Origin of the sequence: Haloferax sp. S1W (assembly GCF_044593955.1) — an archaeon.
GTDB lineage: Archaea > Halobacteriota > Halobacteria > Halobacteriales > Haloferacaceae > Haloferax.
The window spans coordinates 528,162-541,333 of record NZ_CP172595.1; the positions used below are offsets into that span (position 1 = coordinate 528,162).

The following is a 13,172-nucleotide window of genomic DNA, read 5'->3' on the forward strand; positions in this document are numbered from 1 at the left end:
CCTACAGGCCGGTGTCAGCGGCGAGTTGCGCGAGTTCTGCGAACTCCACGGGAGCCATGTTTCCGGCGCGCTTTCGAAGCACGTCTTCGTCTGCGGCCTCGACAACCGCGTCCGGGTCGGAGAGTCCGGAGATGTGCGGCGTGTTTCGAATGCCGTTGCGGATGGTCTTTCGTCGCTGGGTAAACAGCGCCTTCACGAAGTCGAGGAAGAACTCCTCGTCTTCGACTTCGTAGTCGGGCGCGCGCGGCGTGATGCGGACGATAGCGCTCTGGACCGCCGGTTGCGGGTCGAACGCCTCGCGCGGGACGATTTCGCAGACTTCTACGTCGCCGTAGTGCTGTGCGCTCACCGAGAGACGGCCGTACTCCGAGGTGCCTGCGTCGGCGGCCATGCGCTCGCCAAATTCCTTCTGGAACATGAGCACGAGGGGTTTTCCTTCCGGAAGGAGGCGGAACGATATCTCGGAGGAGATGCCGTACGGGAGGTTCGAGACGCACGCAGAAAACTCGGGGAGGTCGACTTCGAGGGCGTCGCCTTCTATCACCGTCAGCCGCCCCGAATCAACCGCCTCGGCGAACTCGCGGCGCAGGTGGTCGGCGAACGTGCGGTCCTGTTCGACGACGGTGACGTGGTCTGCCACGTCGAGGAGGCGGTCTGTCAGTACGCCCGGCCCGCCGCCGACTTCGAGGACGTGCGACGTATCTGCATCTTCTGGGAGGTACGTCGGAATTCGGTCGACGACCCGGTCGTCGACGAGGAAGTGCTGGTCTCGGTCGGGGTCACCGCGGACCCCTGCACGTCGGATGAGCGCGTCCGGGTCGCGCGCGGTGGTTTCGTGGGGGTGGCCACGTCCGTCGCTCGTCATTGCCAGCAGTAACAGGTCGGTGCGGGTAAAAGTCCCGTTCCGGTTATTGGTCGTTCCGTACGAACGTCTTGTACTTCACGTCGTCGTCGTGGAGTTCTTCGAGAATGCGCTCGACGATGACCTCCTTCGGGTGGTGAAGCCCGGAGACACGCTCTTCGAGGTCCTCGAACGACTCGAACGGACCGTACCGCTTGCGCTCTTCGAGAATCTTGTCCCGGAGTTTCTTCCCGATTCCGGGGAGCAAATTGAGTTGGTGAAGCCGGAGCGTGATTGGCTGTGCGTCGTTGTAGAAGTCGACAAAGCGCTTTTCGTTGGCGTCGACGATGTCCTCGACGACGTACTCAACCTCCGAAGAGGCCGTATTGGAGAGGTCGTCGAACGACGACTCTGTTACGTTCTGGACCAACTCGCGGTCGGCGGCCGGTGCCACAGCGACACGGTCACCGATACTCACGTCGGCGTCTTCTTCGAGTGTCAACTCCAAGAGACGGAAGTTCGACTCGCGGAGTGCGTACGCTATCGGAGCCGAATCGAATCGTCGCCGGTCGTCGTTCCGACGCCCGTGTCTGAGTACGTCCAGCAGGACAGCGTACTCAACCGTGGCGTCGGCGTCACCGCTCTCCGAAGCTGTCATGTCAGTTACTACGGTGAGCCGATATTTAAATAGTTGGCCGCGCCGTCGCGCGGTCAGACGTACTTGGCGACGACGTTGAGAATCTCGTCGAGTTCGTCGCCCGACAGCGCGTAGCGCTGCTGAGCGTAGACCGCACGGAGTTCGTCGCGGGTCTCCGGGAGGAGGTCCGCGATTTTGATTGCCGTCGGTGCGTCGACCTTCTCTAACTCGGCGAGCTCCTCGACGAGTTCACGAGATTCCTCGGGGTCGAGGTGGGCAAACCGGTTGACGTGCTCGATTGCACGCGCCAGTTCGTAGCGCATTTCGCGCTCCTCGTCGGCAGCGCGGTCGGCCTCGACCTCGGCGAGGAGTTCTTTGACCTCTGAGATGGTCAGGTACTCCTCGTCGAGCTTCTCTTTGAAGATGGTCATCGCTTACTGTTGGGCGCGCAGGTGGGCGGGCCGGACGATGACGGTCTTTTCTTTGCCGCCATCGTTGATCTGGACCTTGAACGCGCGACCCTGCTTCCCGACGACCTCACCGGTGAGGCCGTTGAAGCGCGGGTGGAAGCGCCCCTTGCGCACGCTCGGGTCGATAGAGAGGTGGACCTTCTGACCCTCGTCGAATTCGGCGATAGAGCGCTGCGGCGGGGAGGTACCTCGCTCGCGTGGTTTGTTCGAAAGCTTTCCTCGCGTCCCCTTCATCGGACCGTTGGAGCTCGGCATAGTCGTGAGAACGAGTACTTGCGTCGCCGTTATAAATTGCACGTTACGAACCGCGCGTGTGGGCGATGCGCGTGGGCACGTCACACGGGGGCAGTAGCAGTAAGGGGACACAGGGGTCGCCGACGCAGTGAGAGGGACGGACTTAACCCGAGTCGGTGCGGCCGTTCGCGTATGGCTGAAGACGAGCGACGCATCGAGACGCGCGCTATCCACGCCGGACAGGAACCCGACGAGGAGACAGGGGCACTCATGACGCCCATTTACGCGAACTCGACGTACGCACAGGACGGCCCCGGCGACCACCGCGGCTACGAATATTCGCGGACCGGGAACCCGACTCGGACCGACCTCGAATCGAACCTCGCGGCGCTCGAAGGCGGCGACTACGGGCGCGCCTTCTCCTCGGGGATGGGCGCTATCAACACCGTCCTCAACCTGCTCGAAGCGGGTGACCACGTCGTCGCTGGCAACGACGTGTACGGCGGTACCCACCGCATCTTCACGCAGGTCTACGAGAAGTACGACCTCGAATTCGACTTCGTGGAGACCACAGACCACGACGCCGTCCGCGACGCCGTCCGCGAGGAGACGGCACTCGTGTGGGTCGAGACGCCGACGAACCCCCTCATGCGCGTCAACGACATCGAAGCGCTGGCGGACATTGCCCACGAGGTTGACGCGCTCTGCGCCGTGGACAACACCTTCGCCACGCCGTACCTCCAGCGCCCCCTCGAACACGGCGCAGACATCGTCTCGCACTCACTGACGAAGTATCTCGGCGGGCACTCCGACATCGTCGGCGGCGCGCTCGTCACTGATGACGAGGACCTCGACGAGGAGATTGCCTTCTATCAGAACTCCGTCGGCGCGACGCCCTCGCCGTTCGACTGCTTCCTCGTCCTCCGCGGGACGAAGACGCTCCCCGTTCGAATGGACCGCCACTGCGACAACGCCCGCGAACTCGCCGCGTGGCTCGACGACCACGAGGCCGTCTCTGAAGTCTTCTACCCCGGTCTCGACTCGCATCCACAGCACGAACTCGCGGCCGAGCAGATGGACGACTTCGGCGGCATGCTCTCGTTCGAACTCGACGGGACGCTCGACCAGGCCTCGACCGTCGTCGAGGAGACAGACGTGTTCACGCTCGCCGAAAGCCTCGGCGGCGTCGAGAGCCTCATCGAACAACCCGCGGCGATGACGCACGCAGCCATCCCCCGCGAAGAGCGTCTCGAAGCAGGCCTGACCGACGGCCTCATCCGCGTCTCGGTGGGTATCGAACACGTCGACGACATGAAAGCCGACCTCGAACAGGCGTTCGACGCGGCGTTCTGACTCCTCGTTCGACTCACCGAGTCGAACCAAACACCCGTCGAGAAAGGCAGTAAAACGTGTGTATTCGGTTGTTTTCGCCTCGTGGGAACCCGGGTAAGGGTTATTGAGTGTGCCGATGAATCTCTAGCTATGTCGCAAGAGTCCGTGTCCGTGAGTGATGAGGTTCTGCAGGCCCAGCAGTCCAAGGAGACGGCCGAACCCGTCACCGCCGACTCCGACGACCACGAGGGGTCGAGCCACAAAGCCGAGCAGTTCGGTATCGGCCTCGCCGCCGGGATGCTCCTCGGCGGCATCGGGGGTGTCCTCGTCGGGTCGTTCCCGGTAGCGATTATGCTCGGCCTCTCGTTCGGCGTCGTCCTCGGAATCGTCATGATGGAACGCTGGTGAAGCGGCCCACGAACCGAGAGAGACACTGGTGCGTCGCTGCCGAACGCCGAGACGGTGCGGTCGCTCTGCGAAACGAATTTCTCTGAAAAGGTCGGGCGTCAGCTCAGATACGGCCGACGTTCTCGACGGAGACGCTCTCGACACCTTCGACTTCGGTGAACGCCTCTTCGACGGCTTCCGTGCCACCGGCATCGTCGGGGACGATGACCGTCGGCAGGAGGGCGACGAGACCGAACGCAACGTCGTTGCGCTCGAAGCCCTTAATCTTCGCACCCTCAGGGAGGGAATCTTCGAGCAGGTCCTCGAGGTCGTCGAGGTCCAGCTCGGGGCTGTTCGGCATGACCTTGATTTTAGCGGCTACTTTTCCCATTGTTTATGGACCCATGAATCCGCAGTCGGGGCATTCATAGAGGTTACTCTGCTTGCGGCACTTGGAACAACGCGAAATCTCCTTGCCACAATCCGGACACTTGAACGTCGCAGCGCTCATGCCGGCGATGTTGATGCCACAGGACACGCACTGGTGAGCGTGTCGCTGTTCTGCCTCGCTCATACGATGACTAACCGAGGCGCGACTTTTAACCGTTGTCTTTCCCGGTCCCAGATGGTGTGTCGCCGTCACACGCTTTCCGGCAGCGTTCCCCTCATCCGAGCGCCAGCGGCGTCACGAGCACGCACATCAGGTGGACCCGGCGACAACCGAGTCGCGTCGGAAGGTGCCCAACTGCGGCGGCGACGACGAGCACGACGACGCCAACCTCGCCCGCGAACGCCCACGACAGTCCGACGAGGAAGATACACACGCCCGCGACGAGTCGTCGTTGGTCGAGTCGCCCGACGAGAGCCAACATGCGGTCGCCGAGAATTGGGACGAGAAGCGCCCCACAGATGCCCGCAACGAGTGTGACGGGAAGGGCAACCGCGAGTCTCGATGGAAGGTCGGCCGCCACGAGCGCCACGAGCGCCCCGGTCCGCGGCGTCCCAAGCCCGGCCAGCGCGAATAGCGCGAACACCGAGGTAGCGGTCGTCGCGGCGCTCGTGGCGACCACGTACGACCGGGCCGCTGTGTCTTGGTCGCCACTCGGGAGTGCGGCCAACGCGAGCGTCCCCGCCACACCTGCCGAAACGCCCGGAAGGTATCCGACGAACGCGCCGCCGCCGCTTCCGGCGAAAACACTCCGCGCGAGCGTTGTCGGTGACATCGCGAGCGCGGCGTCTCCCTGCGGCGGCACGCCCGCTCCGTCGCTCGCGTCGAGGAGGACGGGAACGCCGAACAACCCGGCGAACAGCGGACTCAGAATCCCGCCGACCGGCAACATCCCGTTCGCGGGCCAATCGAGGACGACGAGTCCCAGTGCTGACGCTGCGGCGACGGTGACGACGGCGGCTACTCGTGCCCGTATCGACGATTCGGTCCACACCAGTGCAACGACGACTGCGAGCAACACCGCCCAGAGGAACTCCCGAACGACGGGATACACCTCGGTCGCAACGTCCGTGAACGGGACCGCCAGCGGGACGGCGAGACACAACGCGACACCGCTTCCGACCGCTGAGAGGCGAAGTGCCTCGCGTCCGCGGCCGCCGAGGACGAGACGGTGACCCGGGAGCGAACCGGGCGCGAGCGCTGCGTCGGGGACGCCGAGCGCAAGCGAGGGGACGATATCGAGAAACGTGTGGACTGTCGCGGCCGCCACCACCGCTGCGGCGACGGTGACCGGCGGGCCGGGAAACTGGGGCGCGAGGCTCGCCAAGAGGAGTGCGAAGGCGTTGGCGTGGAGTCCCGGTACGAGCCCCGAACACGTACCGAGGACGATACCCGCGGCGACGCCGACGAAGATGGATGCATCCGGACCGAGGGTGTTCCACATCGGACCGCGATGGTCCCGGCTTCGGATATAAACCTCCGTCGTGGCCCGGCTACATCGACACGGAGTAACCCGCCACTTCGAGACCGGTGCCGCCGCTCTCTGGGTAGCGTCGAAAGAAATCGGAGTTATCTGACGAGTGACGCCGCGTGTGCGGCGAAGTTCTCGTGAAGTTTAGCCGAAGAGAGCGCCGAGGCCTTCACCGTCTGCCTCGTCGTCTTCGTCTTCGTCTTCTTCTTCAGCGGCCTCTTCCTCAGCGGCCTCTTCTTCCTCGTCAGCGGCCTCGACTTCGCCACCAGCAGCGCCGCCCGCAGCGGGAGCGGGGGCAGCGGCGGCCGTCTCGATGGCCTCTTCGATGTCAACATCCTCGAGCGCGGCGACGAGCGCCTTGACGCGGGACTCTTCGACATCGACACCGGCAGCCTCGAGGACTGCGGTGATGTTCTCTTCGTTGATCTCTTCGTCCGTCTCGTTCAGGATGAGAGCAGCGTAGACGTATTCCATTGTTGTGTTCCTCGTTGTGTGTTGTTAGAACAGAGAGCCAAGTGCGTCCGCGCCGTCGTCGCCGTCGTCATCGTCGGCGTCCTCGTCGGCGTCGGCGTCCTCGGCCTCTGCGGGTTCTTCGTCGGTCGATTCTTCTTCCTCAGCGGCGGGCGCGCTAGGCGCGGAGACGCCGCGGAGTTCCTCGGGAAGCGCCTCTTCGTCGTCGATCTGCGTGGCGAGCGCCCGAAGCTGGGCGTCTGCCTTCGAGACGAGTTCCGGCATGAAGTCCGGACTCTCGATGTTTGCGAACAGACCAACGGACTTGGCTTCGCCAGTCGCCTTCGCGATGAGCGTCGGCGCGGTCTGGGCGGTCGGGTAGACCGCGTTGACCGAGAGGTTCGTCGCGGCGGCGACGGCCGACTGGATGTCGGCGCGGTACTCGTCCACGTCGATTGCGAGTTCGTCGGGTTCGAACAGGACGCCTTCGGAGAAGACGCCGCGAAGGTCGAGACCGACCTCCTTGGGTTCGATACCGAGCTCGGAAAGGACGCCTGCGAGTTCCTCGGAGACTTCCTCGCCCTCGGAGAGGACGTGGGAGTCTTCGGTCACCTTGATGGAGCCGTCCATGATGCGCGCGGACGCTCCGACCTGCTGGAGTTCGCCGACGAACGGACCCGGGTCCACACCCGTGTCACCCTCGGGGATGACAATGTCGTTCGGGGCGACTTCGCCAGCGTTGATGGGGGCGGGCGTCTTCGACGCCTCAAGCTCCTTGAACAGCGCGAACGGGTTGTCGTTCGTGCCGATGAGCGCCACCTGACCGGCGACGTATTCCTTGAGGTCCTCGAATCCGTCGTCGACTTCGTCGAGCGCGCGGTTCACGAGCGTGTTACGGCTCATGCGCACCTGAGCGGAGCCGTACAGCTCGCGGCGCATGGCCTGGAGCTGTCGGCTCGGGATGCCCGCGACGCCCACGACGCCGACGGATTCGTAGCCTTCGATGAAGTCGACGAGTTCGTCGACCTCTTCACGCTTCCACTGAGGGATCTCCTCCGTCTGTCGGACACCGGACTCGCTCATGCGGGCACCTCCACAGATGGGCCCATCGTGGTCTTCACGAAGACCGAGTCGATGTTCAGGGGACCCTTTTCGAGGGTCGCTTCGAGACGACGGATGATGACGTCGATGTTCTCCGCAATCGAGTCAGGGTCCATGTCGTCCGCACCGACGCGCGTGTGGAACGTGCGTCGGTCTCGGGAGCGGAGTTGCACCGTGTTCATCATCCGGTTCACCGTCTCGACGACATCGTCGTCAGGCTGAAGCGGGGTCGGCATCTTACCGCGGGGACCGAGGACGGTACCAAGGTAGCGACCGATGTCCTGCATCAGTGCTGCCTCGGCAACGAAGAAGTCGGTCTCGTCGGCAAGGTCCTTCGCCGCGTCGGTGTCGTCACCGAGGTCTTCGAGCTCATCGGGCCCGAGAACCTCGTCGGCGACATCCTCAGCTTGGAGCGCGGTCTCACCGGTCGCGAACACCACAATCTGGGTGTCCTGGCCGGTGCCAGACGGGAGCACGATGCTCTCGTCAACACGCTTTGACGGGTCGTTGAGATCCAAATCGCGCAGGTTCACGGCGAGGTCAACCGTTTCGCGGAAGTTCCGCCCGGGTGCCTCGTCGAGTGCGCGAGAGACTGCGTCAACTATTGTATCTGCCATTATTCACCTCCGTAGTACGCAGGATTGCTCCTACGGGTCAGTGAAACAGGCTGCTGCCTGCCTCGTCCGGCAGGACGAGTAGGCTCGACTTAAGTCCGTCGAAGAACGAGCGCCGAAACGGCCGAATTCGGCCGTTTCGCGTGGCAAGAGACCACACGCGCTCGGTGCGGACGCTCCCCGAGCAGTCGTGGAGAGGAGAAAAACGGGTCGAGAGAATCGACCCGACGGAAAGGGCGATTCGACGCGGTCGAGACGATTATTCGTCGTCGAACTGGTCGTCGAACTCGCCGCCGTCGATACGCTCCTTGAATTCGCGAGCGTCTTGGCCTTCGATGGTGACGCCGAGGGACGCACACGTCCCGGCGACTTCCTTCGAGGCGTTCTTGAGGTCGTACGCGAGCAGGTCGGAGGACTTCTGCTCGGCGACCTTCTTCAGCTGTTCGATGGACATGTCGGCGACGAAGTCCTTCTGGGGCTCGCCGCTGCCAGTCTCGAATCCGACCTCGTCCTTGACGAGGGCAGCCGTCGGTGGGACACCGACCTCAATAGAGAACGAACCGTCGTCCTCGTACTCGACGGTAACGGGCACTTCCATGCCGTCGAACGCTGCCGTCTGGTCGTTAATTTGGTTGACGACGTCCTGCACGTCGACGGGGGTCGGGCCGAGTTCCGGGCCGAGCGGCGGGCCGGGGTTCGCCTTCCCGCCGGGAACGAGTACTTCGATAGTTCCAGCCATACGTGGAAACACCGTGTGGCGACTTTTAACGGTTTTCTTTCGCTCGGAGCCGTATGAGAAGACTACGCATGGCGGCGATAGCGACCCCGTCGCGGGCGATTTGGTCGGCTACACAGTAACGACCGGCGCTGGGGGCCGCTCGTGTTGTAGGTTGACGCCGAAGGGTTACAGGTTGACGCCGAAGGGTTACAGGTCGACGCCGAAGGAGTCCACGTCGCCGGCGAGTTCCGCCATCGACCCGAGGAGCGCCGCGACATCGTCGAGGTCCTCGGTCGAGACGACTTCGACCGGCGTGTGCATGTAGCGGTTTGGAATCCCGATGTTGAGCGAGGGGATGCCGGAGCGACTCGTGTAGAAGGCGTCCGCGTCGGTGCCGGTTCGAACCCCGGCGGCCTGGAGTTGGACACCGATGTCCGCCTCGACCGCAGCGTCGCGGGCGAGCGAGACGACGTTCGGGTGGTTAGCGCTCCCGCGGGAGATGACCGGACCCTCGCCGAGTTCGACCGGTCCCTTACGCTTGCCCGGTACGTCCGGGTTGTCCGTCGCGTGGGTCACGTCCACCGCGACCATCGCGTCGGGGTCGAGGTCGTAGCCGACCATCTTCGCACCCTGTACGCCGACTTCCTCTTGGACGGTGCTGACGGCGTAGACCGTCGCATCTACGTCGTTTTCGACGGCTGCACGGAGGCCTTCGGCGGCAGACCACGTGCCGACGCGGTTGTCCATCCCGTTGGCCGCGACACGGTCGCCCACGAGGTCGCGGACTCGGGCTTCGACCGTCACGGGGTCGCCAACTTCGACGTAGTCTTTGGCCTCGCCCTTGCTGGTCGCGCCGATATCGACGAACTGCTCTTCGAGGTCGTCGTACTCCTCGCTCCCAACGTCGCGGAGGTGAATCGCGGTCTGGCCGATGACGCCGGGAACGTCGCCGTCGTCGGTGTGAACCGTGACGTGCTGGCCCTTCGAGACGGTTCGGTCGGCACCGCCGATGGGTCCGATGCGGATGAAGCCATCGTCGTTGATGTCACGGACGATGTAGCCAATCTGGTCGGCGTGGCCGGTAAAGGCGACTTCGGGGCCGTTTCCGGACCCTTCGTGGACTGCAATGGCGTTTCCGTACGCGTCGACCGTCACGTCGTCGGCGAACTGCGAGACGTACTCGACCCACACCCGCTGGCCGTCAGTCTCGTAGCCTGACGGACTGGGAGTCGTGAGCAAATCTTCAAGGAATGAACGGCGGTCTTCGTCCATGCAGCAACCTCATTGGTCGTCCGTGAAGAACACAGCGAAATTTTTGCCACACTGACTAGACCGCCGGTGCTGGGTCCGCTCGGGCGCTTCGCCGCAACGACTATCCCGTTTGTCGGCGTATTGTTGGTATGGCCAATTTTACCCTCTTCGAGGTGCACCTGCACGACGGATTAGAGTTCAGCCCGACCAACCGCGCGCCGCTCATGGGCAGTCAGGAAACGTCGAGCGACGACTCCGACGCGGAACTCGAAGGTGAGTCCGGGATGGAGTCAGAAGACGAAGCCGAAATGGAGTCCGAAGGCAGGTCCAAGATGGGCGTCTTGTTCGGTCTCGTCCTGCTCATCGGCATCGCCGCTGGTATCCGCTACCTCCGCGGCGGCAGCGAAGAACTCGGCGAACTCGCCGACCTCGACGAAGGCGAAGAAGTCGAACTCGGTGCCTGAGCGCACCCGACACCCGTTTTTTTACCGGACGCTGTCGTGACGCAGTGGCGACACCGGTCGGATACGCTTAAGCGAGTCCCACAGAAAGGCCGCATCATGACCGTTTCGAGCGCCCCAGGGAAGGTGTATCTCTTCGGGGAGCACGCAGTCGTCTACGGGGAGCCCGCCGTTCCGTGCGCCGTAGAGCGACGCGCGACCGTCTCCGTGACCGCCCGGGACGACGACCACGTTCGCGTCCGCGCCGAAGACCTGAGTCTCAACGGCTTCACCGTCGAGTACAGCGGGTCGACTAGCGACCGCCCGGATGTCGATGTTCCCGCGCCCCTCGTCGAGGCCGCGGTTGGCTACATCGACGCCGCCGTCGACCAGGCGAGAGACGCCGCCGACGCACCCAACGCCGGCTTCGACATCACCGTTCAGAGCGCCATCCCGCTCGGGGCCGGGTTGGGGTCGTCCGCGGCTGTCGTCGTCGCCGGAATCGACGCCGCAACCCGCGAATTGGGTGTCGAACTCTCGCCCCGCGAGATTGCCGACCGCGCGTACCAAGCCGAGTACGAAGTCCAAGACGGACAGGCCTCGCGCGCGGACACGTTCTGCTCGGCGATGGGCGGGGCCGTCCGCGTCGAGGGCGACGACTGCCGAACTATCGACGCACCGGCCCTCCCGTTCGTCATCGGCTTCGACGGCGGCGCTGGCGACACCGGCGCGCTCGTCGCCGGGGTCCGTGACCTCCGCGAACAGTACGACTTCGCCGCCGACACCGTCTCGACAATCGGCGACATCGTTCGCCGTGGCGAGACGCTGCTCGCCGATGCCGACCCGGACGAAGAGCCGGACGACGAGTTCCTCACCGAACTCGGCGGCTTCATGAACTTCAACCACGGGCTCTTGGAAGCACTCGGCGTCTCATCGCGCTCTCTCGACTCGATGGTCTGGTCGGCCCGCGAAGCCGGTTCCTACGGCGCAAAGTTGACTGGCGCGGGCGGCGGCGGGTGTATCGTCGCCATCGACCCGACGCCGGAAACGATGACGGCGCTTCGCTTTACGCCCGGGTGCGAAGACGCCTTCCGTGCCGAACTCGCCACCGAGGGCGTCCGCGTCGAAGAACCGCCTGCCGCAGAGGAGAGTCAATCCGCGGAGGAGTCGGCGTGAGCCTCGTCGTTCTCAAACTCGGCGGGAGCGTCGTTACCGACAAGGACGAACCCGAAACGGTGGACGACGAGGGCCTCGCGTCCGCCGCCGACGCGGTTGCCTCCCTCGCCGAGTCTGGACAGGTCGTCGTCGTCCACGGCGGCGGGAGTTTCGGCCACCACCACGCGGCCGACCACGGCGTCTCCTCGGATTCCGGTACGCACGACGCCCGCGGCATCCGCGCTATCCACGACGCGATGAAGGACCTGAACGACGCCGTTCTCGATGCTCTCGCCGACCGCGGCGTGGCCGCGCTTCCGGTCCACCCGCTTTCGGCCGGTGCCCGTGAGGCGGACGGGTCGCTGTCGCTGTCGCTCACAGCGGCCGACGCGATGCTCGACGAAGGGTTCGTTCCAGTCCTCCACGGCGACGTTATCGCGCACGCAGAGAAGGGTGCGACCATCGTCAGCGGCGACGACCTCGTGGTGTCGCTGGCGAGCGGCCTCGACGCAGACCGGGTGGGCCTGTGTTCGACCGTTCCCGGCGTCCTCGACACCGAGGGCGACGTTATCCCCGAGATTACGGCGTTCGAGGACGCGGCCGACGCGCTCGGCGGGTCGGACTCGACGGACGTGACCGGCGGCATGGCCGCGAAGGTACGGAAGTTGCTCGCGCTCGGCGCGCCAGCGCACATTTTCGGTCCAGAGGGTCTCTCGGCGTTCGTCGCCGGTGAGTCGCCGGGAACTGTCGTACGCGGCGAGTAACCGAACGAAGCGGCCCCGCAAGGTGGCGGAGCGGTCCCCTAGAATTCGAGGGCAACGCCGTCTTCTGCGACGTCGACCGCGCCATCGAAGTGTTCCTGCACGCTGGCGACGAGTTCGTCTGGCACGCGGTCGGCGTGTGGATAGAGGTGCGTAAGGTACACAGAGTCGATGTCGTAGCCGGAGAGCACCTCACCGAGCGCACTCGGCGTTGGGTGGTTCGACACCTCGATGTCGTCCGGGAACGAGCAGTCGTGCGCGAGGACGCTCGCGCCGTCGGCGAACTCGGCGAGTCCGTCGAACGCTTCGGTGTCGCCGGAGAAGACGAAGTCCTTCTCTCCTTTCTCGTTCGTGAACCGATATGCGAGCGTCGAAATCGAGTGGCGTACCCTGTATCCCATGACGTCGAATCCGGCGATGCCGAACTCATGGGGACCAACCTCTCGAATCTGGATGTCGAGTTTGCCCTGCATGTAGTCGTGAACGTCGAGCAGTCCCTCGACGAGGGCCTCAGTCCCTTCGGGACCGACGATTTCGAGGTCGTCTTCGCCGGCTAACCACCGGGCTTTGATGAGCGGAAGCAGGTCGGAGACGTGGTCGAGGTGGTGGTGGGTGAGGAGGACCGACGAGATTCCCTCGTACCCAACGTCGGTTTCGGCGAGGCGAGCGAGGACGCCGGACCCGCAATCGAGGAGCATCGCGTCCGTCTCAGATTCGAGTAACAGACCCGTCTGTGCCCGGCCGGAGACGGGCATCGCACTACCGGTTCCGAGGAACGTGACTCGCATACGATATTCTTCCACGCATCGTCCGTTAGTACTTGTGTCCTAACATGGCAATAAATTTTGATGATAAATTTAAT

At 64.2% G+C, this 13,172-nt stretch carries 18 protein-coding genes; 5 read left to right on the forward strand and 13 right to left on the reverse strand.

Annotation, left to right across the window (positions count from 1 at the left end; all coding sequences use genetic code 11):
- Window position 1: 1 nt before the first annotated feature.
- From ACH9L7_RS02865 to ACH9L7_RS02880, 4 genes are read right to left on the reverse strand one after another with little or no spacing between them, the layout of a single operon-like run.
- On the reverse strand, window positions 2-865 hold the full coding sequence (locus ACH9L7_RS02865; protein WP_396612243.1) for a 16S ribosomal RNA methyltransferase A: 864 nt from the start codon (window positions 863-865) through the stop codon (window positions 2-4).
- Window positions 866-908: 43 nt separating this feature from the next.
- On the reverse strand, window positions 909-1,499 hold the full coding sequence (locus ACH9L7_RS02870) for a DUF655 domain-containing protein (protein WP_396612244.1): 591 nt from the start codon (window positions 1,497-1,499) through the stop codon (window positions 909-911).
- A 53-nt stretch (window positions 1,500-1,552) separates the two neighbouring features.
- Window positions 1,553-1,909, reverse strand: coding sequence for an RNA polymerase Rpb4 family protein (locus ACH9L7_RS02875; protein WP_396612245.1), 357 nt, complete (start codon window positions 1,907-1,909; stop codon window positions 1,553-1,555).
- A gap of 3 nt (window positions 1,910-1,912) precedes the next feature.
- Window positions 1,913-2,203 carry a 50S ribosomal protein L21e gene (locus ACH9L7_RS02880; RefSeq protein ID WP_396612246.1) on the reverse strand — a complete coding sequence of 97 codons (291 nt, stop codon included), beginning with the start codon at window positions 2,201-2,203 and terminating at the stop codon, window positions 1,913-1,915.
- Between the two features lie 171 nt (window positions 2,204-2,374).
- On the opposite strand from ACH9L7_RS02880, the gene ACH9L7_RS02885 reads away from it, so the two are divergent.
- Both ACH9L7_RS02885 and ACH9L7_RS02890 read left to right on the forward strand, forming a co-directional pair.
- Entirely contained in the window at window positions 2,375-3,535 is a 1,161-nt protein-coding gene (locus ACH9L7_RS02885; protein ID WP_396612247.1) for a cystathionine gamma-synthase, read from the forward strand.
- A 129-nt stretch (window positions 3,536-3,664) separates the two neighbouring features.
- Window positions 3,665-3,922, forward strand: coding sequence for a hypothetical protein (locus ACH9L7_RS02890; RefSeq protein ID WP_396612248.1), 258 nt, complete (start codon window positions 3,665-3,667; stop codon window positions 3,920-3,922).
- Window positions 3,923-4,025: 103 nt separating this feature from the next.
- Here the strand turns inward: ACH9L7_RS02890 and ACH9L7_RS02895 are convergent, their stop codons facing one another.
- The 8 genes from ACH9L7_RS02895 to ACH9L7_RS02930 all read right to left on the reverse strand — a co-directional run bounded on the left by ACH9L7_RS02895 (window position 4,026) and on the right by ACH9L7_RS02930 (window position 9,975).
- Window positions 4,026-4,292, reverse strand: coding sequence for an elongation factor 1-beta (locus ACH9L7_RS02895; protein ID WP_396612249.1), 267 nt, complete (start codon window positions 4,290-4,292; stop codon window positions 4,026-4,028).
- A gap of 3 nt (window positions 4,293-4,295) precedes the next feature.
- Window positions 4,296-4,475: an HVO_2753 family zinc finger protein gene (locus tag ACH9L7_RS02900; protein ID WP_396612250.1), complete on the reverse strand. Its 180-nt coding sequence runs from the start codon at window positions 4,473-4,475 to the stop codon at window positions 4,296-4,298.
- Window positions 4,476-4,566: 91 nt separating this feature from the next.
- On the reverse strand, window positions 4,567-5,793 hold the full coding sequence (locus ACH9L7_RS02905; protein ID WP_396612251.1) for a tripartite tricarboxylate transporter permease: 1,227 nt from the start codon (window positions 5,791-5,793) through the stop codon (window positions 4,567-4,569).
- A 171-nt stretch (window positions 5,794-5,964) separates the two neighbouring features.
- Window positions 5,965-6,294, reverse strand: coding sequence for a 50S ribosomal protein P1 (rpl12p, locus tag ACH9L7_RS02910; protein ID WP_396612252.1), 330 nt, complete (start codon window positions 6,292-6,294; stop codon window positions 5,965-5,967).
- Between the two features lie 24 nt (window positions 6,295-6,318).
- Window positions 6,319-7,353: a 50S ribosomal protein L10 gene (locus ACH9L7_RS02915; protein WP_396612253.1), complete on the reverse strand. Its 1,035-nt coding sequence runs from the start codon at window positions 7,351-7,353 to the stop codon at window positions 6,319-6,321.
- Window positions 7,350-7,988: a 50S ribosomal protein L1 gene (locus ACH9L7_RS02920; protein WP_396612254.1), complete on the reverse strand. Its 639-nt coding sequence runs from the start codon at window positions 7,986-7,988 to the stop codon at window positions 7,350-7,352. The genes ACH9L7_RS02915 and ACH9L7_RS02920 overlap by 4 nt, the downstream gene beginning before the upstream one ends.
- Window positions 7,989-8,244: 256 nt before the next feature.
- Complete coding sequence (locus tag ACH9L7_RS02925; RefSeq protein WP_396612255.1) at window positions 8,245-8,724, reverse strand: 50S ribosomal protein L11; 480 nt, start codon at window positions 8,722-8,724, stop codon at window positions 8,245-8,247.
- Between the two features lie 186 nt (window positions 8,725-8,910).
- A complete protein-coding gene (locus ACH9L7_RS02930; protein ID WP_396612256.1) occupies window positions 8,911-9,975 on the reverse strand; it encodes a M42 family peptidase in 1,065 nt (354 codons plus the stop codon).
- 128 nt (window positions 9,976-10,103) lie between these two features.
- On the opposite strand from ACH9L7_RS02930, the gene ACH9L7_RS02935 reads away from it, so the two are divergent.
- The 3 genes from ACH9L7_RS02935 (at window position 10,104) to ACH9L7_RS02945 (ending at window position 12,313) form a co-directional block, all read left to right on the forward strand.
- Window positions 10,104-10,418 (forward strand): hypothetical protein, encoded by a 315-nt coding sequence (locus ACH9L7_RS02935; protein WP_396612257.1) that lies wholly within the window; start codon window positions 10,104-10,106, stop codon window positions 10,416-10,418.
- 96 nt (window positions 10,419-10,514) lie between these two features.
- On the forward strand, window positions 10,515-11,570 hold the full coding sequence (gene mvk, locus ACH9L7_RS02940; RefSeq protein WP_396612258.1) for a mevalonate kinase: 1,056 nt from the start codon (window positions 10,515-10,517) through the stop codon (window positions 11,568-11,570).
- Complete coding sequence (locus tag ACH9L7_RS02945) at window positions 11,567-12,313, forward strand: isopentenyl phosphate kinase (protein ID WP_396612259.1); 747 nt, start codon at window positions 11,567-11,569, stop codon at window positions 12,311-12,313. The genes mvk and ACH9L7_RS02945 overlap by 4 nt, the downstream gene beginning before the upstream one ends.
- Before the next feature lie 38 nt (window positions 12,314-12,351).
- Here ACH9L7_RS02945 and ACH9L7_RS02950 read toward each other — a convergent pair whose 3' ends face one another.
- Window positions 12,352-13,098, reverse strand: coding sequence for an MBL fold metallo-hydrolase (locus tag ACH9L7_RS02950; RefSeq protein WP_396612260.1), 747 nt, complete (start codon window positions 13,096-13,098; stop codon window positions 12,352-12,354).
- Window positions 13,099-13,172: the final 74 nt, after the last annotated feature.